The organism is Quatrionicoccus australiensis (genome assembly GCF_020510425.1).
Classification (GTDB): Bacteria; Pseudomonadota; Gammaproteobacteria; order Burkholderiales; family Rhodocyclaceae; genus Azonexus; species Azonexus australiensis_A.
In genome coordinates this window covers 2,749,909-2,775,696 of record NZ_JAHBAH010000001.1, presented here as the reverse complement: position 1 = coordinate 2,775,696, position 25,788 = coordinate 2,749,909, and the positions used below count along the sequence as shown (strand labels likewise).

The 25,788-nt window shown below is 64.2% G+C and carries 11 protein-coding genes; 1 reads left to right on the top strand and 10 read right to left on the bottom strand.

What is annotated here, in order from left to right:
- Positions 1–8 precede the first annotated feature (8 nt).
- From KIG99_RS13290 to KIG99_RS13250, 9 genes are all read right to left on the bottom strand, one after another.
- Positions 9–2,291, bottom strand: coding sequence for a catecholate siderophore receptor Fiu (locus KIG99_RS13290; RefSeq protein WP_226460594.1), 2,283 nt, complete (start codon positions 2,289–2,291; stop codon positions 9–11).
- 162 nt (positions 2,292–2,453) lie between these two features.
- Entirely contained in the window at positions 2,454–3,791 is a 1,338-nt protein-coding gene (locus tag KIG99_RS13285; protein WP_226460593.1) for a sulfite reductase subunit alpha, read from the bottom strand.
- Between the two features lie 158 nt (positions 3,792–3,949).
- Positions 3,950–4,774: a DUF4198 domain-containing protein gene (locus KIG99_RS13280; protein ID WP_226460592.1), complete on the bottom strand. Its 825-nt coding sequence runs from the start codon at positions 4,772–4,774 to the stop codon at positions 3,950–3,952.
- Between the two features lie 19 nt (positions 4,775–4,793).
- Entirely contained in the window at positions 4,794–5,309 is a 516-nt protein-coding gene (locus tag KIG99_RS13275; RefSeq protein WP_226460591.1) for a DUF2271 domain-containing protein, read from the bottom strand.
- 17 nt (positions 5,310–5,326) lie between these two features.
- On the bottom strand, positions 5,327–6,028 hold the full coding sequence (locus KIG99_RS13270) for a PepSY-associated TM helix domain-containing protein (protein ID WP_226460590.1): 702 nt from the start codon (positions 6,026–6,028) through the stop codon (positions 5,327–5,329).
- Between the two features lie 166 nt (positions 6,029–6,194).
- A complete protein-coding gene (locus KIG99_RS13265) occupies positions 6,195–7,379 on the bottom strand; it encodes a glycosyltransferase (protein WP_226460589.1) in 1,185 nt (394 codons plus the stop codon).
- On the bottom strand, positions 7,380–8,165 hold the full coding sequence (locus KIG99_RS13260) for a UDP-2,3-diacylglucosamine diphosphatase (protein ID WP_226461828.1): 786 nt from the start codon (positions 8,163–8,165) through the stop codon (positions 7,380–7,382).
- 65 nt (positions 8,166–8,230) lie between these two features.
- Positions 8,231–9,034: a phosphatase PAP2 family protein gene (locus KIG99_RS13255; protein WP_226460588.1), complete on the bottom strand. Its 804-nt coding sequence runs from the start codon at positions 9,032–9,034 to the stop codon at positions 8,231–8,233.
- Positions 9,031–10,653, bottom strand: coding sequence for an ArnT family glycosyltransferase (locus KIG99_RS13250; RefSeq protein ID WP_226460587.1), 1,623 nt, complete (start codon positions 10,651–10,653; stop codon positions 9,031–9,033). The genes KIG99_RS13255 and KIG99_RS13250 overlap by 4 nt, the downstream gene beginning before the upstream one ends.
- 140 nt (positions 10,654–10,793) lie before the next feature.
- Between KIG99_RS13250 and purT the strand changes: the two genes are divergently transcribed.
- Positions 10,794–11,993 carry a formate-dependent phosphoribosylglycinamide formyltransferase gene (gene purT / locus KIG99_RS13245; RefSeq protein WP_226460586.1) on the top strand — a complete coding sequence of 400 codons (1,200 nt, stop codon included), beginning with the start codon at positions 10,794–10,796 and terminating at the stop codon, positions 11,991–11,993.
- 170 nt (positions 11,994–12,163) lie between these two features.
- On the opposite strand, the gene KIG99_RS13240 is transcribed toward purT, so the two are convergent.
- Positions 12,164–25,624 carry a retention module-containing protein gene (locus KIG99_RS13240; RefSeq protein ID WP_226460585.1) on the bottom strand — a complete coding sequence of 4,487 codons (13,461 nt, stop codon included), beginning with the start codon at positions 25,622–25,624 and terminating at the stop codon, positions 12,164–12,166.
- Positions 25,625–25,788: the final 164 nt, after the last annotated feature.

The window sequence follows — 25,788 nt, the reverse complement described above, 5'->3', positions numbered from 1 at the left end:
CGAACCGGTCAGAAGGTGAAATTTGCGCTCAACATCGCCGAACGCGGCGTGCCCAGCGTCATCCGCGCCCCGCTGTTGTTGAGGGTGCTGATGTATTCCTCGTCGAACAGGTTGTAGACGTTGAGACGCAGGTTAGTGTTCTTGCTGAGCTTGTAAGCCGCCATCAAGTCGGTCACCCAGTAGGACGGGATGTTCGGCATGTTGGTGGCCGCCGCCGAATCGCCGGTGATCAGGCGCTTCTGTTCAGACACATAGCGCACGCCACCGCCCAGGGTCAGATCGCCAAGCGTGTAGGAGGTCCACAAGGTCGCGGTCAGGTCGGGCGACCAGCGCACGCCGGTCGATGAGGTCACACCGTTGGTCGTGCTGAAGCTGTAGTTGTCGAGCGCCTTGGTACGCATCTGGGCGATGCCGGCCGAAACCTGCCAGAAATTGGTCAGCTGGCCGACCGCCGACAATTCGACGCCTTCAACGCGTGTCTTGCCGAATTGCGAGTAGGTGCTATCAACCGCGTTGTAGGAAACCTGCTTGTCGTTCTCGGTGCGATAGACGGCCAGGGCCAGGTTCAGGCGCTTGTCGAGCAGATCCCACTTGGTGCCGATTTCCATGTTGATGGTTTCCTGCGGATCGAAGGCCGGATTGCTGGTGCTCGACGACGAAGCCGACAGCGCGAAGTTGGCGCCGCCCGGCGGCGTCAGCGAGTTGGCGTAGGCAGCGTAGATGCTGCCGTTGGCGGCCGGCTTGTAGACCGCACCGACCTTCCAGCTGAACAGGTTGTCCGAGACTTCGAGATTGTCCGGCGCCAGGTCGTTCACCGCGTAGCCCGGGTACAGCAAGAGGTTATTGGCGGTAACCACGGTGCGGCCTTCGGTCGTCGTCTTGTAATGCTCGGCACGGAAGCCGCCGTTGATCATCCAGCGCTCGGACAGCTTGAGCGTGTCGAACAGGTAGAAGGCAGCGGTGGTCGTCTTGCCGTCGACATAGGCACCGGTCGCGTAGGGCGTACCGAGCGTAGTCGAGGAATCCGGGTTGTAGAGATTGGCCACCGGATTGGCGATCGCCGCATAGGTGACGCCGTTGATGGTCGCGGCACCCGTGCCGAAACTGCGGGTTTTCTGACGCTCATACATCAGCTCGACACCGGCCGCCAGCGAGTGCTTGACGAAACCGGTCGCGAATTCGGCGTTCAGGCTGGTCTGGTTGGCGAAAATCTCGTTTTCCTGGTCGGTGCGCTGGCGCAGGCGGGCGACGGTCCATGTCGAGGGATCGGCCGAGGTGGCGGCCAGCGTGTTGATGCCGGTCATCACGCGATCCATCTTGGTGATGCCGTAACGGGTGATGTTGCGGACCGTGGCGCCGTTGCTGAGATCGTGCTCGAACTTGGCGGTGACCATGTCGGCATCGACCTTCTCGTAATCGTTCTTGCTGCCGTAGTAATTCTCGCGATCGACCTTGCCGCCATTCTTGAGGAAGGCATTGGTACTGACAAAACCATCAACGCCGATGGTCGGGATGCCACCGTCCGGCGTGTTGTTCTGACGCACGTGCTGCGAGTAGAAGTAGAAACGGGTCGGTGTGCCGAGGCCGAGCGCAAAGGCCGGCGCAATGGCGATGCCACTGTTCTTGACTTCATCACGACCGTCGACACCACCATCCTGCGCCATGACATTGACGCGCACGGCAGCGGTTTCGCCGACCTTCTGGTTGAAATCGGCGCTCAGGCGCGTCTTGTTGGCTGTACCGACTGCGACCGAAGCCGTATTGATGCTGTCGAGACCGGGCAGCTTGGAAATCAGGTTGATGTAGCCGGAGGATGCGCCACGGCCGATATCGGAACCGGCCGGGCCTTTGACGACCTCGATCTGCTCGATGTTGAAGACGTCGCGCGACACGGCGCCGAGGTCGCGAATGCCGTCGACGAAGGTTGCCGTCTGCGTCGAGAAACCGCGCATCTGGAAAGTATCGCCGGCCGAGGTATTGCCGTTCTCGCCGAGTTGCATGGTGATGCCCGGTGTGTTGCGCAGGGCTTCCATCAGCGAGGTCGCGCCCTGCTCCTGCAGGACTTCCTTCTTGATCACCTGCACCGTCTGCGGCGTATCGAGCAGCGGCTGGGTCAGCTTGCTGTTGGCGGATTTCTCGGCCTTGAACGGCACATCGGCGGCTGCCTTGACCGTCATCGGCGGCAGCGAGGTTTCGGTTTCCTGCGCCATTGCCGCAGCCGGCAAGGTGGCGGCGAAGAGTGCCAGCAGGTGGGAAGAATGCGTGTGTTTACGACTGCGGATGTGCGCCATGAGCCTTTTCCTATTGATGATTTAACCGGATTTGGCTGGCGTTCCGCGCTTGCCGCACGAGGCGGCCCTGGCAGATGGCTGGCTGATTTACTTAACGCTTACATGATAACGATTCTCATCCGCAGATGCAACGCTTTGTAACAAGCCGTTAAAAATTGTCGGTCAAAAAACATCGCGGCAATAGCGTCCTTCGTCCGCCAGACGGTCGACCGCTTCCTTACCCAATAAATCACGCAGCACCCTGTCCACGCCTTCGGCCATGCCCTGCCGGCTGCCGCAGACATAGACCGCCGCACCGCGTGCCAGCCACTGCCGCAACAACTCGCCGTTGGCGGCCAGGCAATCCTGCACGTAACGCCCGTCGCCGGCATCGCGCGAAAACACCGCATCGAGCCGGGCGAGAAAGCCGGCGCCTTGCCAGCCGGTCAACTCGCTGCGCCAGTGAAAATCATGCTTTTCATGGCGTTCACCGAAAAGCAGCCAGTTGTCGTCTACACCGGTGGCAATCCGGCTGGCGAGCAGGGCGCGCAGGCCGGCCAGACCGACCCCGTTGCCGATGCAGATCAATGGCCGGAAGCGGTTGGCGTTGAGATGAAAGGCCGGATGCGGGCGCAGGTGCATGGCGACCTCGGCGCCCAGCGACAGATCCCGCGTCAGCCAGCCCGACATCACACCGCACGAACCGTCGGCCCGGATATGGCGGCGAACGAGCAGGCGGACCTGGCCGCCCTCTTCGGGCAGCGAGGCCAGCGAGTAGTCGCGCTGACAAGCGGCATCGGCGCCATGCCGGACCTGCACCAGGTCGCCGGCCGTCCAGTGCGGCGTTGCCCCTGTCGGCGCAAATTCGAGCTGATAAACCTCGCCGCCGGCGCTGCCCGGATTGAGGTGCCGGCGGTCGACCAGCCGCCAGGGGCGAAAATCGTCGGCCGCTTCGGCAAATTCCGCGGCCGCACCGAGTTCGGCCAGACGCTCGTGCCAGGCCGCAAGCGCCGCCGCGTCGCCGCGATCGACCTCTATACGGGCAAAACGCTGCCGCGCGCCCTGCGCCAGCAGCCAGTTTTCGAGACGTGCGGCGAAGCCGCAGAAATGCCGGTAGTTGCGATCGCCCAGCGCGAGCAGCGCGAATTCGACGCCGGCCAGATCGAGAGTTTCGGGAAACAGGTCGCGGACAAAACGCCGCGCGTTATCCGGCGCATCGCCCTCGCCGCTTGTGGCGACGACGAACAGGAAACGGCCGCCGGCCTGCAGCCCGGCCGCAGCGAGTTGATCGAGCGGCAGGCAGCACACCGTCGCACCGCTGCGCTCGAGCGCCAGCGCCGTACGCTGCGCCAGGGCCTGGGCCGTGCCGGTCTGGCTGGCGTAGGCCACCGTCCAGTCGGCATTTGCCGCAGGCAAAGGAAAGTGCGCCCGGCGCCGCCAGGCCCACCAGCACAAGCCAAGATAGGCCAGGGTCAGCAGCGCGGCAGCCACGCCGCGCGCCGGTTCAAGCATCCAGAGCATCGAACATCCAGGAAACGCTATCGAGTACGGCAGACAGTGGCCGACCGAAGCGGAAAAAACGGGAGAAGCACGCGCGCATGCCCGGGCTTGGCCGCATCAAGCAAGCACGCAAGCAAATGGGCGCGCCGACCGCAGCCGGACGCGCCCGTAACGCAGACTTATTGCGGCAGAACCTCGAAAGTGCCGCTGTAGTTGTAGCGCTTGGCCGGCATGGGCGGGCGCGGCTGGCCTTCCGGCACAGTGACGCGCGCCGGGTAGCCGGCGTTGATCCAGTACATCTGCGGCATCGGCCAATTGACCGTGAATTCGCCCTTGGCATCGGTGGTCAGCGCCGTTTCCTTGAGCACGCCGCGATACTTGACGCCGCCCGGCACCACGGCGACGGTCAGGCCGGGCAGCGGCTTGCCGTCGAGCAGCAGGCGGAAGCGGGCCGGTTGGCCGACCAGGAATTCGCTCGGGTGATCAAGCGGAATCAGTTCCAGGCCACTGCCCACCGGTTTGAGCACGGTGGCGTTCGGCTTGCCGGCGGTGACGAAGGTTTCCAGACGGCCAAACGTCGTGCTCACCGCCAGTTCCTCGGCCTCGGCCGGGATTTCTTTTTTCAGATCGGCAACATTGCCGCGCCAGCGCTTCATCTCGCCGTTCAATTTGTAGCTGGCCATGGCCGTCTCGCTGACCAGGGAAATGCGGTAGGTGCCGCTTTTGGCCAGCTTGAGATCGAGACTGCTGCGATATTTGCCGGTAAAGGTCTGGTTCGGCTGCACGGCGCCGCCATCCGGATCGGTGATGCTCAGGCCGTCGAGCTTGAGGGCATTGGCGCCGAGTTCGAACAAATCCTCGGAAACGGCAGCGTCTACCGTTACCCAGGGATCCTTGCCGTCCACCTGGGCGGCCGAGGGCAGCAGCCAGGTGCGATGTGCGTGTGCCACCGAAACCGAAGCCAGCAAGGCGACGGCGAGAAAAGAGCGAGTCAGGGAATGCATGGTGTTTCCTCCGAAGAAATCAGGGTTTCAGTTGCACGGTGACATTGCCCAGCTCTTCCTGGCCCTTGCTGCCGGTCGAGCGAGCTTCCTTGGGCGGCCAGCTGAGCGGCACGCGGACGACTTCGCGGCCGCCCGCTTCACGCGAGGCTTCGACGAACAGCGTGTATTCGCCGGCCGCCAACTGGCCGAGCGGCGCCTTGCCGGCGACGAAGTTCAGGCTATGCAGGCCGGGCGCGCGCGTCGCGCTGGTCACCGCGTCGAGCGGCACTTCCAGGTCGCGGCCGCCCTTGCGCCACCACTGGCGCATGTCCTTGAGCCATTTGGTGCCGCCGTTGTCCTTCTTTTTCTGGTCGTACCACACGGCCAGTTGCGTGACCTGGCCGCCGTCGGCTTTTTCCAGCCACATGGCGATGTAGGGGCGGTGATACTCGGCGACAGCCAGTTGCGGAATGTCGATCTTGACCGACAACTCCGCCGCCAGCGCCGGCAGCGCGCTGGCCAGTACGGCCGCGAGCAGGAGTTTGCGTTTTTGCATGAAATTCTCCGTGGGGATCAATGAATGAAAAGCAGGGCAATGAGTGCCGGCAGCAGGCAACCGAAAGCGACCAGCGGCCAGGTCGAGGGCCGTTGTCCGGCCTGCATCTGGAGCAGCAGCAAGCCGGTGGCCGAGAAGAACAGGCAGGCCAGCGCAAATAGATCGATGAACAGGCTCCACACGCCGCCGGTATGGCGCCCCTTGTGCAGGTCGTTGAGCCAGGAAATCCAGCCGCGCTCGGTCAGTTCGTATTCAACCTCGCCGTCTTCGAGTCCGATGCGCAGCCAGGCGTCGCCGCCCGGTCGCGGCAGCGGCAGGTAGATTTCCTCGGCCGACCATTCCGGACTGGCTGCGCTCAGGTCAACGTGGAAATTGGCGCCCAACCAGGCGTCGACCGCTGGCGGCAAACGCGCCGGCGCTGCTGCCGCCAGGCCTTGCAAACCAGGCAGCAAGTCGGCCGGCAAGGGCAGCGTACTGCGCGTGATCTGCGGCTTGGCCTCGATCTGCGCGGCGTGATTGAGCGTGATGCCGGTGACGCTGAACAGGAGCATGCCGAGCAGGCACAGCGCCGAGCTGATCCAGTGCAGCTTGAGCAGGAGTTTTCGCCAGGCACTGCGCCGCTGCGCAGCAGCCAGTTCGGGGTCGAGCGAGCGCGAGTCGGCTGCCGCGGCAAAAGCGCGCGACGGACAAAGAAAACGCAGGGAAAATTTGGCAGCCATGGCAACTCGTCTAAGGGATGTCTGGCTGGCATCCCGGACCGGCAGGGCGGAAAATTTCTCCGTCAGCGGTCAGAGTTCTGGCTGGCTGAAGCGATTATAAATGCGAACGGTTCTTAATAACAAGCTTTTCCGGCAGCTGCCAACTCCCGGAAAAGCGCCGCGACGATCAGGTTGCCGCGACGGTCAACGCCTCGGAAACGGCATTTTCCCGCCCGGCGAGTTCGCGATAACGCGCCGCAAGGCGCGCCGCCATTGCGGCATCGGACCACTCCGCGGCATAGGCCGGCGCTTCTTCTGCCAGGTATCGCCAGGCAAGCGGCTGATTGAAAAAGTAACCCAGCACTTCGCCGAAAGCCGCTGCGTCGGCTGACGGCGAGTAAGCGCCGCGCCCCGGAGCGAGAATATCGGTGGTACCCATCTCCGAAAGCGCGATGACCGGCAAACCGGCCGCCATCGCTTCGAGCAGGACCAGGCCCTGGGTTTCGGTACGCGAGGCAAAAACGAAGACATCGGCTGCCGCATAACAGTCCGGCAAGGCCTGCTGGCGGTCGAGATAGCCGATGAAACGCACCGCATCAAGCAGGCCGAGCTGCCGCACCCGCTCCTTGAGATCGTTCATTGCCGGGCCTTCGCCGGCAATCAGCAGCAGCGCATCCGCACGCATGTCGCGGGTGCGCAGCATGGCTTCGAGCAGGAAGCCGATATTCTTCTCGTGCGCGACACGACCGACGAAGAGCGCCACCGGCTGGCCGAGCGGAATGCCATGCTCGGCGCGAAAGGCAGCCCCGTTGCCACGCCCGAAACGGGCGAGCGGAATGCCGGTCGGCAGCACATGCAGCGGCGCGGTAACGCCATAGGCAAGCAGGCGCTGCTGCATCGCCGTAGACGGCACGACCACCGCATCCAGCGCATTGCACTGGCGCCGCGAGAAGGCGCGCGCCTGCCCCTTCAACCAGCCACCGGGCAGAAAGGGCGCGTAGTGCTGCAGGTATTCCTCGAACAGCGTGTGATAAGTCGCCACGACCGGCAAGCCAAGGCGGCGCGCCGCCTTGAGGCCGGCGTAATGGGCGACGAAAGGCGTCTGGACGTGAATCAGGTCGCAATCGGCCGCGGCGGCGAGCACTGCCTTGTGCATAGCGCGCCAGCCGACCAGGCGATCTTCGCGATCACCCGGCACCGGCCGGCCGGCAACGCGGATGATGCCTTCTTCGTCCGGTTCGTCGCCATAGCGCGGCACGACCAGACGAACCTCGACACCGAGTTCGCGCAAACACTGGCGGAAGGTCTCGATCGAGGTCGACACCCCGTTGACCCGCGGAAAATAGACATCGGACACCATCAGGACACGCATTCAGACCTCCGCAGTTTCAGCGACCGGCGCCGCGAGGGCGGGCTGCGCCGCCTGCATGCCCCAGGCAACCAGTTCGAGGCGACCGTCGAAATGCTCGACGATGGCCGTACATGAATCGACCCAGTCGCCACAATTGACGTAGCTGAGACCATCGATTTCGCGGATCGTCGCCCAGTGGATATGGCCGCAGATGACGCCGTCCAGACCACGCTCCTTGGCGTGATGGATGGCCGATTCCTCGAAATCGAAAATGAAATTGAGCGCCGTTTTGACCTTGCGCTTGGCGTAGCCGGCGAGCGACCAGTAACCGGCCAGGCCGAGCTTGCGCCGGCCCCAGGACAGCCAGTGATTGAGGCGGACCAGCAGGTCGTAGGCCTTGTCGCCGAGCACGGCGACCCAGCGATGATGCCGCGTCACCTGATCGAAGACGTCGCCATGAATAAGCAGGAAGCGACGGCCGTCGGCCATCTCGTGGATCAACTCATCGACCACCTCGATCTCGCCGAAGATGATGCCGCAGTAGTCGCGCAGCGCCTCGTCGTGATTGCCGGGAATGAAGACGACGCGCTCGCCGTGGCGGGCCCGGCGCAGCAGTTTCTGGACGACGGTGTTCTGCGCCTGCGTCCAGTGGATGCCGCGGCTCATCGACCAGAAGTCGATGATGTCGCCGATCAGGTAGGTCTGCTCGGCGGAATACTCGCGCAGGAAATCGAGAAGGCAATCCGCCTGGCACGCTCGCGTACCCAGGTGGATATCGGATAAAAAGACTGATCTGACCCGTGGCATGTCGCCACGATAGAACCCGGCCATGAAAGCCGGGTGACGTGGCGGTTAAGCTTTTGTTACAGAGCCTAGGCCTCGCTGTCCGACTGCACGCCACCGCGCCAGCCGCCGCGCAGCAGTGGCAAAAGGTAGTGAATGGCGAAAGCGCTCAGGCCCCAGGCGCAGACCAGCAGGCGCACCGCCAATGAATCGGGATAGCCCTGGCTCTCAAACGGCAGGGTCGCGACCGCCAGCGCAGCGATGCAGACCAGGCCGCGATGCGGCCGGACACGCAGGCCCCAGCGCCATTGCCGGGCAAGTTGCACGCCGGCCCAGGCTCCAAGCACGCCGATGATTGCGGCAATCAGCACATCGAATGGCCAGTGGGCCCCCACCGCCACGCGAGAAAAGCCGACCAGTGCCGCCAGAGGCAACAAAGGCCACAGGCGGCGCCAGCCGCCGATGGCGAGCCAGACGGAGACGAAGGAAAACACCGATACCGTGTGCCCGGACGGAAAGCTCTTGCTGGTCAGTCGAATACCGAGGATGGTGATCTGGTCGGCCGCGAACATCGCCGCCGGCCGCGGCATTTCCAGCCAGATCTTGATGCCGCGCGAAACCAACCCGCCGATCACCGCCGCCACGATGATGCTCCAGAAGACCCGCGGATAACGCCGGCAAAACGGCAGCATCAGGGCGAGCAGGACGCGCTCGTCGCCGAGCACGGTCAGCGACTGCCAGAACCAGCCCGGCAAATGACTGCTGACCGCCTGCGCTTCGCGAAAGCCGCCGAACCAGCCCTGGGTCAGGACAAAAACACCGGCCAGCAGCGCCAGGCCAAGCGCCAGCCAGGGCAACAGGCGTTCGTCGTCGGTGCGGCCGTAGTCGCTCATTGGGCCGGACCGGCAACCACCCGGCCGAGAACGAGGAAGCCGCGCTTGTAGACTTCGTCTATCTGCAGCGGCGCCACATCCTTTTGCAACTCGCCGTAACGATCGCTGCGCACGAGTACCAGTTCGCCAAGCTCCGGCTTGCCGGAGGGCGTCACCGCCTGGCGGTAAACGCTGAAACTGGGCTGATAAAGCTTGTAGAGCACAACCTTCTCGCCGCTCTGCCGCGCCACTCGCCCAGCCTCGCGTACCGGCCCCTGCGTTGCATCGAGCACGACCGGGAAGACGACACCGAATACCACCAGCGCCTGCAGGAAACCGGCCAGCACCAAGCCTTGCCAGACCGGCAGGCGGCGCCAGAAAGCCAGTGCCACGACCAGCACGGCAAAGACAACAAGCAGCCAGCGCGACACATCGGCAAAGCCAGCGGTCAACTCGTTCAGCAAGGCCATTTCCAGCGGCCGCGTCGTGCGGCTGGCGGCAAACTCGAGAATCTGCGGCAGGAAAGCGAGCAGCAGGCCGAACAGGATCTGCGGCAGGAAGGCGAGCAGGCGCCGCTCACTATCGAGGCGGTGGCGCGCCAGCAGGATGAACAGCGGCGTGCAGCCGTAAAGCAGGTAATGCGGCAACTGCGTGCGCGAGAAGGAGAAAAACACGAAAACGACGCCGAACCAGATCAGCAGGAAACGCTCGAAATCGCCTTCCGGCAATTTGCTGCGGATACCCGTCCACAGCTTGCCGCCGATCGCCAGCAGCCAGCCAGTGAACGGCAACAGCACGAAAGGCAGCGCGATCAGGTAATAGAAAGGATTGCCGCCGTGGCCTTCGAGCGTGCTGGTGTAGCGGTCGACATTGTGTTTCAGGTAAAAACCGCGGAAGAAGGCATCGCCCTGATCGAGATAGACCATCACATGCCAGGGCACGACGATGGCCAGGAAGAGCGCCCAGCCGGGCAGCCAGAACAAAGCGCGCAACCAGGCCCGCCAGTGGCCGGCCGAGACGAAGAGCAGGCTGCCGATCAGCAGCGGGAACATCACCGCGACCGGCCCCTTGGTCAGGAAGCCGAGACCGAGCACGGCATAGGTCCACGCCAGCAGGCGGCGGCTTTCACGCACGCCCTGCCCGGCCCGCACCGCAACGAAGTAGTCGTAGACGCCAAACAGCGCCAGGCAGATGAACAGATTGAGCAAGGCATCGGCAATCGCCGCCTTGGCGATCAGGCCGACCTGCAGGGACAAGGCCATCGCAAGCGTCGCGACCAGCGCCGTCGTGCGGTCGCCATGACGCAGGCAGAAGCGGTAGAGCGCCCACATCCAGAGCATCGCGGCGAGGATCGAAGGCAGGCGGAAGCCGAACTCGGTCGGCCCGAGCAGGCTGACCGTGGCCGCTTGCGCCCAGTAGATCAGGATCGGCTTGTCGTGACGCGGCTGCGCGTTGAGGGTCGGCGAGACGAGGTTGCCGCGTTCGAGCATCTCGCGCGTTGCTTCGGAAAAGGCGCCTTCATCGACATCGGTGAGCGGCAGCGAATAGCTGTTCAGGACAAAGGCGAGCAACACCGCCAGCAACAATGACCAGGGTGACAGCAGGAAGCGTTCGATGTTGCGGGGAAGAGTAAGGGACATGGAACGAGCTGGTTGAACACACATTAGGGTTTGCAAGAAAGATCCCCAAACCGCCTTGACTCGCTGCCGCGCTGCACATAAATTCGGGGGCTGATTTTCAGCCGGAAGCCGGCTGAACCGGCATCCACCAGGAGAACCTTATGAAACTCGGCACCCCGCTTTCCCCCAGCGCCCTGCGCGTCATGCTTCTCGGCTCAGGCGAGCTCGGCAAGGAGGTGATCATAGCATTGCAACGTATGGGCGTCGAGGTGATCGCCGTGGACCGCTACCCGGATGCGCCGGGCCACCAGGTGGCGCATCGCGCCCATGTCATTTCGATGACCGATGGCGCCGCGCTGCGCCGCCTCGTCGAGCAGGAAAAGCCGCACCTGATCGTGCCGGAAATCGAAGCCATCGCCACCGACATGCTGGTCGAGATCGAGGCCGCCGGCCTCGCTGAAGTCATCCCGACCGCACGCGCCACCAAGCTGACCATGAATCGCGAAGGCATCCGCCGCCTGGCCGCCGAAGAACTCGGCCTGGCCACCTCGCCCTACAAATTTGCCGACTCCCTGGAGGAGTTGCAGGCTGCCATCGATGGCGGCATTGGTTACCCGTGCATCGTCAAGCCGGTGATGTCCTCGTCCGGCAAGGGCCAGTCGCTGCTGCGCGGCCCGGACGACGTGCAGAAGGCCTGGGACTACGCGGCCAGCGGCGGCCGGGTCAATTCCGGGCGCATCATCGTCGAGGGCTTCATCGACTTCGATTACGAAATCACCCTGCTCACGGTCCGTGCCCGCGGCGCCTCCGGTGAGGTCGAAACCCATTTCTGCGAGCCGATCGGCCACGTTCAGGTATCCGGCGATTACGTCGAGTCCTGGCAGCCGCAGGCGATGACGCCAGGCGCACTGCAGCGCGCCCAGGAAATTGCTGCCGCCGTCACCGGCAACCTCGGCGGGCGCGGCCTGTTCGGCGTCGAACTGTTCGTCAAGGGCGACATGGTCTGGTTCTCCGAAGTCAGCCCGCGTCCGCACGATACCGGTCTGGTCACGCTGTGCTCGCAGCGCTTTTCCGAATTCGAGCTGCACGCCCGCGCCATCCTCGGCCTGCCGGTCGACACCGCGCTGCGCGAGCCCGGCGCCTCGGCCGTCATTTATGGCGGCATGGAAGAAAAAGGCATCGCTTTCGAAGGCGTCGCCGAAGCCTTGTCGGTGCCGCGCAGCGACATCCGCCTGTTCGGCAAGCCGGAGTCCTTCGTCAAACGCCGCATGGGCGTTGCCGTCGCCAACGGCGACGATACCGACCAGGCACGCAGCCGGGCCAAGCAGGCAGCCAGCCTGGTCAAGCCGGTAAAGGACTGAAGCCCCCGGAACACCCGGTTTTTACCATTTTTTAGCGGTCGACCGCCTGGTTTGTCCATTTTTCGTACACCTTCCTGAGAAAAGAAGCGCGTGGCAGACAATCTGTCTGCCACGCGCCAAGCCGGATGGAAGCCCCATCCGGCACAGGGGATCAAATATCCGGCAACCAGCTAGTCGACTCTCAGTTTGGCGTTATCGAGCAGTTTCTGAATCAGGCTCGCGTCATCCCCGGCAGCGACTCCGTAACTTGAGTAGAGATTGACGCCGGACAGCGTGATCCGCTGATCTTCGGCGCCGGCCTGATAATTGCCGTTCGAGAAGCCCCCCGCCGAACTGACGCGGATCACCGTGCTCGAACCACTGGTCGTGATATCCAGATAGCTGGCCAGATTACCGATCCCGGCGACATGGTTTTCACCCTGCAGCAGATCGCGCAGATCCAACGCCTCGCCGGCCGTGCTCGTCGAGAAGTCGGTCACGGTATCGGTCGCCGGCGATCCGGGATTACCCCGGTCGGCATAGTTCCAGACAAACAGATCAGCACCAGCTCCACCAGTCAGGTTGTCATTGCCCGCCCCGCCAGCCAACCGGTCATTGCCGGCCTCACCGTACAGATAGTCGTTACCGGCCCCGCCCAGCAGCCAGTCAGCGCCTTCACCACCATAGAGATAGTCATTGCCGGCATTGCCGACCAACACATCGTTGCCGGCATAGCCACGCAGTATTTCATCAGCGCCGTCACCGACAATGATGTCGTCAATCCCGGTACCATAGAGGTAGTGGGTATTGCGCGTGGCAATCGTCACCGAAGCATCGTCGGTTTGCGTACCATCCGAAATCAGATAGCCGAAGCTTCCCGTTCCGTTACTGGAGGCAGATACCGCATCGATGATCTGACCTGCGTCATGCGAGGTCGCATTGCTGACCGAACTGATTGACAAGTCCTTACCCGAGACAACGGAGTCGTTCCACAGCAACCAGGAATCCTCGAGCGTTACCGCATTGCCGTTCGCCCTGCCACTGGCAACGATCACGCTGTCGTCACGTGCGATCGGCGCCCGCCCGACGGTGGCAAAGTCGATCACGAACTGGGCCGAGGCTGCATCGCCATCGTTGTCGGTCATCGTATAGCCGAACACCTCCTCGGTCACCGTTGTTCCGATACTGCTCAGGAAGCTGTAGATGCCAGTATCCATGTCGATCACGAAATTGCCGCCTGCAGTCTGCAGACTCAACACATGCGTTGCGCTATCGAAACTGTAGGCCGTGCTGCCGCTACCGCTGCGGATGAGAGTACCGTTGCCATCGAAGCTGAAGGTGTTATTGCCGTAATCGATGGCACTCAGATAACCGCCATCGGCACCGAAGCCGCCGGTCGTCATGATCGAACCGCTCACCGTACTCTGCACCAGCGAGGTCAGCGTCGCACTCAAATTACTCAGATCGGTGACCGAAATGGCGTCACGTTCCTGATTATTGATGCCGTCGTAGGCAACCGGACTCATGTTAGCCACGGTCACTCCGGTCCCCAGACCGACCGCGAAGGCATTGATATCGTTGGCCGACAGGAAGTTCGTCCAGATAGTCTGCTCGGCCGCCTGGATCCCGCCGTCGCCACTGCCACCATCGGCATTGACCAGTTGACTGGTATTTCCGTCGCCACGATTTGGGGCTCCATCCGACAGGAAATACAGCACATTCTGGACGTTGCTGCCACTCAGCTTGCCGCCACCGGAAAACGCCGACATTGCCGCAGCCAGCCCCGCATCGTAGTTGGTATTGCCGGCATTGGCCGACACCGAATCAAGGAAAGTCTCGGCCTGGGATACCGTCATCCAGGTTCCACCGGTAGCGGTTGAACCGAAGGTCGTGATATTGACCATCACGTCGCCGATACTCCCGTATTGCTCGAGCACCTCGCGGATTGCAGCAACCGTGGCCTGCAAGCGATCCAACCCTTCCATCCCGCTCGCGCTGCTCATCGAGCCGGAAAGATCGAGAACGAACATTAGGTTGCTGTTGACCGTGGCCGTACCAACCACCACCGTCGAAACCGGATTGGCCAGCGGCGAGTCGTCCTCGATGTTGACGGTGATTGCCGTGGGATTGCTTGTTGTCCAGGTCCCGTCCGTCGCATTGACGCCAAAATTGACAGTCAGAACATTCTCGCCATTGCCCGTCGCCTGATCAACCGGCCCGAGCAGGGTCACCTTGTAGGCACCGGTGTTATCGATCGTCACGTCGATGATCGGTGTCGTCCCCGATGCGCCACCATAGCCGATCAGGTGCGAAGTCCCGTCTCCGGACCAGGTAAGGAGGACGCCATCCGAACTCAGCCCGTTGCTCGGTGCACTCAGGGTCAGCATCGTACCGTTGCCGTCGGGGTCGGAAACCGTCACCGTACCGTTCGCTACCAGCAGATCCGTGGTATCAGGCGCACCGGCCGCATCGGCAAAAGCCCCGCTCAAGCCCTCCTCGGAAATATTGACTGCAACAGCATTTCCAACAAATGGAGCGGTATCGTTAAGATTGGTTTCGCTGAGCGACACGGTTGCCAGGTTGTAATTGCCGGCAGCATCAAGCGCAACGACGACATAGTTCCAGGTATTGGCTGAAGTCTCGAAATCGTTGGCCCGCGACGAGGCGCCGCTTGCCGTAAGGGAAATCTGCCCCTGGGCATTCACGGCAAAGAAGCCATCCTCGGAAGTCGAGTGGAAGCTATTGTCCGACCATTTGAACTGATAAGCCGTAACTCCATTGCCATCAGTCACCATAACAGTGGCAACGAGTGCGCCAGCAAGCTGATCTTCGGCATAGCTGAAGGACTGATCACTGATTGCCGGCGCCGTGAAGTCGAGTTCCAGCCCGTAGGTGTTGCTCGGCCCGCTCCGGTTCCCGGCCTTGTCTTCCGACACCGCCGTGAAGTTGTGCTGCCCTTCGCCCAGACCCGTCCCCGGCGTGAAGCGCCAGGTGCCGTTGCCATCCACCACCGTGCTGCCCAACAGGTTGCTGCCGTCGTAGATCTTGATCGTCGAGCCGATCTCGCCCGTCCCGTTCAGCGTCGGGGTCGGGTCGTCCGTCTTTGCACCGTTGGCCAGCGTGCCCTGGATGCTCCCCACGTCGTCTGTCGCACTGCTGATCTCCGGTAGCACCGGTTGGACCGTGTCGATCGTGATTGCGTAGGCGGCCGTCGGCGCACTCACCGTGCCCGCCGCATTGGTCGCCGTCGCCGTGAAGCTGTGCGCCCCGTCGGCCAGGGCCGTGCCCGGCGTGTAGCTCCAGCTGCCAAAGGCATCCGTCACCGTGCTGCCCAGCAGCACCGTCCCGTCATAGACGTGGATCGTCGTCCCTGCCGGTGCCGTGCCGATGATCGTCGGCTTGGTGTCGTCCGTCGTCCCGCTTTGCGCCACCGCGCCGGTCATCGTCCCGACGTCGTCTTGCACCGAGGTGATCGTCGGTGAGGTCACCGTGCTGGTGTCGATCATGAAGCTGACGCTACCACTGACCGGGCCGGTGTTGCCGGCCACGTCCGTTTGCGTCGCGGCCAGGCTGTGTCCGCCGTTCGACAGCGCGGTCGTCGGCGTGAAGCTCCAGCTGCCGCTCGCCCCGACCAGGGCGCTGCCCAGCAGCGTCGTGCCGTCATAGATCTTGATCGTCGCACCGGCTTCGCCCGTGCCATTGACCGTCGGCGTCGTGTCGTCGGTCACCGTCCCGTTCGTGATCAGCCCCTTGATCAGACCGACGTCGTCCACCACGCTGGTGATGGTCGGCACCAGCGGCGCCGTCGTGTCCACCGTGAAGTCGTAGATGCCCGTGCTCGGGCTGACGTTGCCGGCCGCGTTGGTCGCCGTCGCCGTGATGTTGTGTACGCCGTCGAGCAGGGCCGTGGTCGGCGTGAAGCTCCAGTTGCCCTTGGCGTCTGCTACCACGCTGCCCAGGATGCTCGTCCCGTCGTAGAGCGTCACTTTGGCACCGGCTTCCGCCGTGCCCTTGATTTCCGGGTTCGCGTCGTTGGTGATCCCCGTGCTCTTCGCGACGTTGCCGATGATCGGATCCACGTCGTCCAGCACATTCACAATCACCGGCGCAGCGGGTGCGCCGCTACCGATCAGCGTGAAGCCGAAGGCATTGCTTGGCAAACTGGGGTTCCCGGCGGCGTCGACCGCCACGGCCGTCAGGTTGTGCAGGCCCGTCAGCAGAGGATTCTCCGGCGTGAAGGTCCAGGCGCCGTTGGCGCCGGCCACCGTGCTGCCCAGCAGCGTCGTGCCGTCATAGACTTGCACCGTCGCGCCCGGTTCGGCCGAGCCTTTGACTTCCGGCTTGGCGTCGTCCGTCGTCGCACCCACTTGCAGCGCGCCTTGCACCGCACCGACGTCGTCCAGCACGCTGGTGATTTCCGGGGGTATCGGCGCCGTGAAGTCGAGTTCCAGCCCGTAGGTGTTGCTCGGCCCGCTCCGGTTCCCGGCCTTGTCTTCCGACACCGCCGTGAAGTTGTGCTGCCCTTCGCCCAGCCCCGTCCCCGGCGTGAACCGCCAGGTCCCGTTGCCATCCACCACCGTGCTGCCCAACAGGTTGCTGCCGTCGTAGATCTTGATCGTCGAGCCGATCTCGCCCGTCCCGTTCAGCGTCGGGGTCGGATCGTCCGTCTTCGCGCCGTTCTGTAGCGTGCCCTGGATGCTGCCGACATCGTCTGTCGCACTGCTGATCTCCGGCAGCACCGGCTGGACCGTGTCGATCGTGATCGCATAGGCGGCCGTCGGCGCACTGACCGTGCCGGCCGCATTGGTCGCCGTCGCCGTGAAGCTGTGCGCCCCGTCGGCCAGGGCCGTGCCCGGGGTGTAGCTCCAGCTGCCAAAGGCGTCGGTCACCGTGCTGCCCAGCAGCAGCGTCCCGTCATAGACGTGGATCGTCGTCCCTGCCGGTGCCGTGCCGATGATCGTCGGCTTGGTGTCGTCCGTCGTCCCGCTTTGCGCCACCGCGCCGGTCATCGTCCCGACGTCGTCTTGCACCGAGGTGATCGTCGGTGAGGTCACCGTGCTGGTGTCGATCGTGAAGCTGACGCTACCACTGACCGGGCCGGTGTTGCCGGCCACGTCCGTTTGCGTCGCGGCCAGGCTGTGTCCGCCGTTCGACAGCGCGGTCGTCGGCGTGAAGCTCCAGCTGCCGCTCGCCCCGACCAGGGCGCTGCCCAGCAGCGTCGTGCCGTCATAGATCTTGATCGTCGCACCGGCTTCGCCCGTGCCATTGACCGTCGGTGTCGTGTCGTCGGTCACCGTCCCGTTCGTGATCAGCCCCTTGATCAGACCGACGTCGTCCACCACGCTGGTGATGGTCGGCACCAGCGGCGCCGTCGTGTCCACCGTGAAGTCGTAGATGCCCGTGCTCGGGCTGACGTTGCCGGCCGCGTTGGTCGCTGTCGCCGTGATGTTGTGTACGCCGTCGAGCAGGGCCGTGGTCGGCGTGAAGCTCCAGTTGCCCTTGGCGTCTGCTACCACGCTGCCCAGGATGCTCGTCCCGTCGTAGAGCGTCACTTTGGCACCGGCTTCGGCCGTGCCCTTGATTTCCGGGTTCGCGTCGTTGGTGATCCCCGTGCTCTTCGCCACATTGCCCGTGATCGGATCCACGTCGTCCAGCACATTCACAATCACCGGCGCAGCGGGTGCGCCGCTACCGATCAGCGTGAAGCCGAAGGCATTGCTTGGCAAACTGGGGTTCCCGGCAGCGTCGACCGCCACGGCCGTCAGGTTGTGCAGGCCCGTCAGCAGGGGATTCTCCGGCGTGAAGGTCCAGGCGCCGTTGGCGCCGGCCACCGTGCTGCCCAGCAGCGTCGCACCGTCATAGACTTGCACCGTCGCGCCAGGCTCCGCCGAGCCTTTGACTTCCGGCTTGGCGTCGTCCGTCGTCGCACCCACTTGCAGCGCGCCTTGCACCGCACCGACGTCGTCCAGCACGCTGGTGATTTCCGGGGGTATCGGCGCCGTGAAGTCGAGTTCAAGACCGTAGGTGTTGCTCGGCCCGCTCCGGTTCCCGGCCTTGTCTTCCGACACCGCCGTGAAGTTGTGCTGCCCTTCGCCCAGACCCGTCCCCGGCGTGAAGCGCCAGGTCCCGTTGCCATCCACCACCGTGCTGCCCAGCAGGTTGCTGCCGTCGTAGATCTTGATCGTCGAGCCGATCTCGCCCGTCCCGTTCAGCGTCGGGGTCGGGTCGTCCGTCTTTGCACCGTTGGCCAGCGTGCCCTGGATGCTGCCCACGTCGTCTGTCGCACTGCTGATCTCCGGCACTACCGGTTGGACCGTGTCGATCGTGATTGCGTAGGCGGCCGTCGGCGCACTCACCGTGCCCGCCGCATTGGTCGCCGTCGCCGTGAAGCTGTGCGCCCCGTCGGCCAGGGCCGTGCCCGGGGTGTAGCTCCAGCTGCCAAAGGCGTCGGTCACCGTGCTGCCCAGCAGCACCGTCCCGTCATAGACGTGGATCGTCGTCCCCGCCGGCGCCGTGCCGATGATCGTCGGCTTGGTGTCGTCCGTCGTCCCGCTTTGCGCCACCGCGCCGGTCATCGTCCCGACGTCGTCTTGCACCGAGGTAATCGTCGGTGAGGTCACCGTGCTGGTGTCGATCGTGAAGCTGACGCTACCACTGACCGGGCCGGTGTTGCCGGCCACGTCCGTTTGCGTCGCGGCCAGGCTGTGTCCGCCGTTCGACAGCGCGGTCGTCGGCGTGAAGCTCCAGCTGCCGCTCGCCCCGACCAGGGCGCTGCCCAGCAGCGTCGTGCCGTCATAGATCTTGATCGTCGCACCGGCTTCGCCCGTGCCATTGACCGTCGGTGTCGTGTCGTCGGTCACCGTCCCGTTCGTGATCAGCCCCTTGATCAGACCGACGTCGTCCACCACGCTGGTGATGGTCGGCACCAGCGGCGCCGTCGTGTCCACCGTGAAGTCGTAGATGCCCGTGCTCGGGCTGACGTTGCCGGCCGCGTTGGTCGCTGTCGCCGTGATGTTGTGTACGCCGTCGAGCAGGGCCGTGGTCGGCGTGAAGCTCCAGTTGCCCTTGGCGTCTGCTACCACGCTGCCCAGGATGCTCGTCCCGTCGTAGAGCGTCACTTTGGCACCGGCTTCGGCCGTGCCCTTGATTTCCGGGTTCGCGTCGTTGGTGATCCCCGTGCTCTTCGCCACATTGCCCGTGATCGGATCCACGTCGTCCAGCACATTCACAATCACCGGCGCAGCGGGTGCGCCGCTGCCGATCAGCGTGAAGCCGAAGGCATTGCTTGGCAAACTGGGGTTCCCGGCGGCGTCGACCGCCACGGCCGTCAGGTTGTGCAGGCCCGTCAGCAGAGGATTCTCCGGCGTGAAGGTCCAGGCGCCGTTGGCGCCGGCCACCGTGCTGCCCAGCAGCGTCGCACCGTCATAGACTTGCACCGTCGCGCCAGGCTCCGCCGAGCCTTTGACTTCCGGCTTGGCGTCGTCCGTCGTCGCACCCACTTGCAGCGCGCCTTGCACCGCACCGACGTCGTCCAGCACGCTGGTGATTTCCGGGGGAATCGGCGCCGTGAAGTCGAGTTCCAGCCCGTAGGTGTTGCTCGGCCCGCTCCGGTTCCCGGCCTTGTCTTCCGACACCGCCGTGAAGTTGTGCTGCCCTTCGCCCAGCCCCGTCCCCGGCGTGAAGCGCCAGGTGCCGTTGCCATCCACCACCGTGCTGCCCAGCAGGTTGCTGCCGTCGTAGATCTTGATCGTCGAGCCGATCTCGCCCGTCCCGTTCAGCGTCGGGGTCGGATCGTCCGTCTTTGCACCGTTGGCCAGCGTGCCCTGGATGCTGCCCACGTCGTCTGTCGCACTGCTGATCTCCGGCACTACCGGTTGGACCGTGTCGATCGTGATTGCGTAGGCGGCCGTCGGCGCACTCACCGTGCCCGCCGCATTGGTCGCCGTCGCCGTGAAGCTGTGCGCCCCGTCGGCCAGGGCCGTGCCCGGGGTGTAGCTCCAGCTGCCAAAGGCGTCGGTCACCGTGCTGCCCAGCAGCACCGTCCCGTCATAGACGTGGATCGTCGTCCCCGCCGGCGCCGTGCCGATGATCGTCGGCTTGGTGTCGTCCGTCGTCCCGCTTTGCGCCACCGCGCCGGTCATCGTCCCGACGTCGTCTTGCACCGAGGTAATCGTCGGTGAGGTCACCGTGCTGGTGTCGATCGTGAAGCTGACGCTACCACTGACCGGGCCGGTGTTGCCGGCCACGTCCGTTTGCGTCGCGGCCAGGCTGTGTCCGCCGTTCGACAGCGCTGTCGTCGGCGTGAAGCTCCAGCTGCCGCTCGCCCCGACCAGGGCGCTGCCCAGCAGCGTCGTGCCGTCATAGATCTTGATCGTCGCACCGGCTTCGCCCGTGCCATTGACCGTCGGTGTCGTGTCGTCGGTCACCGTCCCGTTCGTGATCAGCCCCTTGATCAGACCGACGTCGTCCACCACGCTGGTGATGGTCGGCACCAGCGGCGCCGTCGTGTCCACCGTGAAGTCGTAGATGCCCGTGCTTGGGCTGACGTTGCCGGCCGCGTTGGTCGCTGTCGCCGTGATGTTGTGTACGCCGTCGAGCAGGGCCGTGGTCGGCGTGAAGCTCCAGTTGCCCTTGGCGTCTGCTACCACGCTGCCCAGGATGCTCGTCCCGTCGTAGAGCGTCACTTTGGCACCGGCTTCGGCCGTGCCCTTGATTTCCGGGTTCGCGTCGTTGGTGATCCCCGTGCTCTTCGCCACATTGCCCGTGATCGGATCCACGTCGTCCAGCACATTCACAATCACCGGCGCAGCGGGTGCGCCGCTGCCGATCAGCGTGAAGCCGAAGGCATTGCTTGGCAAACTGGGGTTCCCGGCGGCGTCGACCGCCACGGCCGTCAGGTTGTGCAGGCCCGTCAGCAGAGGATTCTCCGGCGTGAAGGTCCAGGCGCCGTTGGCGCCGGCCACCGTGCTGCCCAGCAGCGTCGTGCCGTCATAGACTTGCACCGTCGCGCCAGGCTCCGCCGAGCCTTTGACTTCCGGCTTGGCGTCGTCCGTCGTCGCACCCACTTGCAGCGCGCCTTGCACCGCACCGACGTCGTCCAGCACGCTGGTGATTTCCGGGGGTATCGGCGCCGTGAAGTCGAGTTCCAGCCCGTAGGTGTTGCTCGGCCCGCTCCGGTTCCCGGCCTTGTCTTCCGACACCGCCGTGAAGTTGTGCTGCCCTTCGCCCAGACCCGTCCCCGGCGTGAAGCGCCAGGTGCCGTTGCCATCCACCACCGTGCTGCCCAGCAGGTTGCTGCCGTCGTAGATCTTGATCGTCGAGCCGATCTCGCCCGTCCCGTTCAGCGTCGGGGTCGGGTCGTCCGTCTTTGCACCGTTGGCCAGCGTGCCCTGGATGCTGCCCACGTCGTCTGTCGCACTGCTGATCTCCGGTAGCACCGGTTGGACCGTGTCGATCGTGATTGCGTAGGCGGCCGTCGGCGCACTCACCGTGCCCGCCGCATTGGTCGCCGTCGCCGTGAAGCTGTGCGCCCCGTCGGCCAGGGCCGTGCCCGGCGTGTAGCTCCAGCTGCCAAAGGCATCCGTCACCGTGCTGCCCAGCAGCACCGTCCCGTCATAGACGTGGATCGTCGTCCCTGCCGGTGCCGTGCCGATGATCGTCGGCTTGGTGTCGTCCGTCGTCCCGCTTTGCGCCACCGCGCCGGTCATCGTCCCGACGTCGTCTTGCACCGAGGTGATCGTCGGTGAGGTCACCGTGCTGGTGTCGATCGTGAAGCTGACGCTACCACTGACCGGGCCGGTGTTGCCGGCCACGTCCGTTTGCGTCGCGGCCAGGCTGTGTCCGCCGTTCGACAGCGCGGTCGTCGGCGTGAAGCTCCAGCTGCCGCTCGCCCCGACCAGGGCGCTGCCCAGCAGCGTCGTGCCGTCATAGATCTTGATCGTCGCACCGGCTTCGCCCGTGCCATTGACCGTCGGCGTCGTGTCGTCGGTCACCGTCCCGTTCGTGATCAGCCCCTTGATCAGACCGACGTCGTCCACCACGCTGGTGATGGTCGGCACCAGCGGCGCCGTCGTGTCCACCGTGAAGTCGTAGATGCCCGTGCTCGGGCTGACGTTGCCGGCCGCGTTGGTCGCCGTCGCCGTGATGTTGTGTACGCCGTCGAGCAGGGCCGTGGTCGGCGTGAAGCTCCAGTTGCCCTTGGCGTCTGCTACCACGCTGCCCAGGATGCTCGTCCCGTCGTAGAGCGTCACTTTGGCACCGGCTTCCGCCGTGCCCTTGATTTCCGGGTTCGCGTCGTTGGTGATCCCCGTGCTCTTCGCGACGTTGCCGATGATCGGATCCACGTCGTCCAGCACATTCACAATCACCGGCGCAGCGGGTGCGCCGCTACCGATCAGCGTGAAGCCGAAGGCATTGCTTGGCAAACTGGGGTTCCCGGCGGCGTCGACCGCCACGGCCGTCAGGTTGTGCAGGCCCGTCAGCAGGGGTTTCTCCGGCGTGAAGGTCCAGGCGCCGTTGGCGCCGGCCACCGTGCTGCCCAGCAGCGTCGTGCCGTCATAGACTTGCACCGTCGCGCCAGGCTCCGCCGAGCCTTTGACTTCCGGCTTGGCGTCGTCCGTCGTCGCACCCACTTGCAGCGCGCCTTGCACCGCACCGACGTCGTCCAGCACGCTGGTGATTTCCGGAGGTATCGGCGCCGTGAAGTCGAGTTCCAGCCCGTAGGTGTTGCTCGGCCCGCTCCGGTTCCCGGCCTTGTCTTCCGACACCGCCGTGAAGTTGTGCTGCCCTTCGCCCAGACCCGTCCCCGGCGTGAAGCGCCAGGTGCCGTTGCCATCCACCACCGTGCTGCCCAGCAGGTTGCTGCCGTCGTAGATCTTGATCGTCGAGCCGATCTCGCCCGTCCCGTTCAGCGTCGGGGTCGGATCGTCCGTCTTTGCACCGTTGGCCAGCGTGCCCTGGATGCTGCCCACGTCGTCCGTCGCACTGCTGATCTCCGGCAGTACCGGTTGGACCGTGTCGATCGTGATTGCGTAGGCGGCCGTCGGCGCACTCACCGTGCCCGCCGCATTGGTCGCCGTCGCCGTGAAGCTGTGCGCCCCGTCGGCCAGGGCCGTGCCCGGCGTGTAGCTCCAGCTGCCAAAGGCATCCGTCACCGTGCTGCCCAGCAGCACCGTCCCGTCATAGACGTGGATCGTCGTCCCTGCCGGTGCCGTGCCGATGATCGTCGGCTTGGTGTCGTCCGTCGTCCCGCTTTGCGCCACCGCGCCGGTCATCGTCCCGACGTCGTCTTGCACCGAGGTGATCGTCGGTGAGGTCACCGTGCTGGTGTCGATCGTGAAGCTGACGCTACCACTGACCGGGCCGGTGTTGCCGGCCACGTCCGTTTGCGTCGCGGCCAGGCTGTGTCCGCCGTTCGACAGCGCGGTCGTCGGCGTGAAGCTCCAGCTGCCGCTCGCCCCGACCAGGGCGCTGCCCAGCAGCGTCGTGCCGTCATAGATCTTGATCGTCGCACCGGCTTCGCCCGTGCCATTGACCGTCGGCGTCGTGTCGTCGGTCACCGTCCCGTTCGTGATCAGCCCCTTGATCAGACCGACGTCGTCCACCACGCTGGTGATGGTCGGCACCAGCGGCGCCGTCGTGTCCACCGTGAAGTCGTAGATGCCCGTGCTCGGGCTGACGTTGCCGGCCGCGTTGGTCGCCGTCGCCGTGATGTTGTGTACGCCGTCGAGCAGGGCCGTGGTCGGCGTGAAGCTCCAGTTGCCCTTGGCGTCTGCTACCACGCTGCCCAGGATGCTCGTCCCGTCGTAGAGCGTCACTTTGGCACCGGCTTCCGCCGTGCCCTTGATTTCCGGGTTCGCGTCGTTGGTGATCCCCGTGCTCTTCGCGACGTTGCCGATGATCGGATCCACGTCGTCCAGCACATTCACAATCACCGGCGCAGCGGGTGCGCCGCTACCGATCAGCGTGAAGCCGAAGGCATTGCTTGGCAAACTGGGGTTCCCGGCGGCGTCGACCGCCACGGCCGTCAGGTTGTGCAGGCCCGTCAGCAGGGGTTTCTCCGGCGTGAAGGTCCAGGCGCCGTTGGCGCCGGCCACCGTGCTGCCCAGCAGCGTCGTGCCGTCATAGACTTGCACCGTCGCGCCAGGCTCCGCCGAGCCTTTGACTTCCGGCTTGGCGTCGTCCGTCGTCGCACCCACTTGCAGCGCGCCTTGCACCGCACCGACGTCGTCCAGCACGCTGGTGATTTCCGGAGGTATCGGCGCCGTGAAGTCGAGTTCCAGCCCGTAGGTGTTGCTCGGCCCGCTCCGGTTCCCGGCCTTGTCTTCCGACACCGCCGTGAAGTTGTGCTGCCCTTCGCCCAGACCCGTCCCCGGCGTGAAGCGCCAGGTGCCGTTGCCATCCACCACCGTGCTGCCCAGCAGGTTGCTGCCGTCGTAGATCTTGATCGTCGAGCCGATCTCGCCCGTCCCGTTCAGCGTCGGGGTCGGATCGTCCGTCTTTGCACCGTTGGCCAGCGTGCCCTGGATGCTGCCCACGTCGTCCGTCGCACTGCTGATCTCCGGCAGTACCGGTTGGACCGTGTCGATCGTGATGTTCAAGGGTTTGCTGGTGATGTTGCCGGCACTATCAGTAGCGGTAACTACAATAACCACACTTCCTTCGCCGATCGGCTGGGTCGGCGTCAGGCTCCACGTCCCGCTTGCCCCGACCACGGTGCTGAGATGCTCGCCAGTTCCGGGCATCGTAATATTAACGGTCGCCCCCGGCTCTCCAGTACCAATAATGCTTGGCGTGTTATCCAGAGTGACATTGTCCCCCAACTGACCAGTATCCGACTTCGGATCCAGTTGCACGCTCAGAGCGGGCGGCGTCGCATCTACAGAACCGGTGTCGTAGCCGTAGCCTGTATTACCAAGCAGATCGATACCCGTCGCAACAACGGAATAGCCACCATCCGGCAATGCCACGGGAACATCCACGCTGAAACTGCCATCCGCAGCAACCAACGCGGTCAGGATTTGCGTCGCGCCGGCGCTATCCTTGATGGTCAGCGTAATACTGCTCCCTGCCGCCAACTGGGTTTGCCCGGTGATTGTCGGGGTTGTATCGTTGGTGTTGTCCGGCGCAACAACCGTGATCGTCAGTTCAGAGCCCAGGATGACTGCGGCCCGCCCCTCCCCTCCCGGAACACGATCCGAGAAACCGTCAATCCGGTGCGTTGATTGGCGATCAACTGTTTCGGCGACCCGCAGAAGTTCAACAAAGGTGTGGCCTTCGTTACCGCGCCCCCCGGGGATGCCCGCCGCAGGCTCCTCTTCTTCGATCAGCTCATCAGGACTTTTGCCTGAGTTCAGCGCCTTGGCTACGTTCTTGAAGCCACCACCATCGCTACTCAGCGCACTATCCATGGCGTCAGGCTTGATCGACGCAGCCACTTCGGCATCGATTCGGACGACCTCGCCCGGGCGTACCGAAATTTCCCTGCCATCCGCAAGCTTCAGTATCGCCTGAGAAGCGTTTCCGGCATCAACGCTCTCCCCTTCACGGACCACATCCCCGACCTTGAGACGACGCATTTTGCCAGCAGCATCCCTGGCAAAGGCTTCACCACTGAGGGAGATAACTCTTGCGATGACATTGGTTTGGGACATGGGGAAAACTCCGTTCACTAAATTTGATGATTACATCATAATGAACCGAGCGCATGCCATTGAACTAACCACGCGTTTACATTTATTCACAAAACCGATCGCGCAAACCACCGCAAAACGCAACAATATCATTTAAAAACAACAACAAACGAACAGAGCATTTC

Excerpts from the sequence above, each read along its gene's own strand:
- KIG99_RS13290 (WP_226460594.1), bottom strand. The coding sequence starts at position 2,291 with ATGGCGCACATCCGCAGTCGTAAACACACGCATTCTTCCCACCTGCTG.
- KIG99_RS13285 (WP_226460593.1), bottom strand. The coding sequence starts at position 3,791 with ATGCTCTGGATGCTTGAACCGGCGCGCGGCGTGGCTGCCGCGCTGCTG.
- KIG99_RS13280 (WP_226460592.1), bottom strand. The coding sequence starts at position 4,774 with ATGCATTCCCTGACTCGCTCTTTTCTCGCCGTCGCCTTGCTGGCTTCG.
- KIG99_RS13275 (WP_226460591.1), bottom strand. The coding sequence starts at position 5,309 with ATGCAAAAACGCAAACTCCTGCTCGCGGCCGTACTGGCCAGCGCGCTG.
- KIG99_RS13270 (WP_226460590.1), bottom strand. The coding sequence starts at position 6,028 with ATGGCTGCCAAATTTTCCCTGCGTTTTCTTTGTCCGTCGCGCGCTTTT.
- KIG99_RS13265 (WP_226460589.1), bottom strand. The coding sequence starts at position 7,379 with ATGCGTGTCCTGATGGTGTCCGATGTCTATTTTCCGCGGGTCAACGGG.
- KIG99_RS13260 (WP_226461828.1), bottom strand. The coding sequence starts at position 8,165 with ATGCCACGGGTCAGATCAGTCTTTTTATCCGATATCCACCTGGGTACG.
- KIG99_RS13255 (WP_226460588.1), bottom strand. The coding sequence starts at position 9,034 with ATGAGCGACTACGGCCGCACCGACGACGAACGCCTGTTGCCCTGGCTG.
- KIG99_RS13250 (WP_226460587.1), bottom strand. The coding sequence starts at position 10,653 with ATGTCCCTTACTCTTCCCCGCAACATCGAACGCTTCCTGCTGTCACCC.
- purT (WP_226460586.1), top strand. The coding sequence starts at position 10,794 with ATGAAACTCGGCACCCCGCTTTCCCCCAGCGCCCTGCGCGTCATGCTT.
- KIG99_RS13240 (WP_226460585.1), bottom strand. The coding sequence starts at position 25,624 with ATGTCCCAAACCAATGTCATCGCAAGAGTTATCTCCCTCAGTGGTGAA.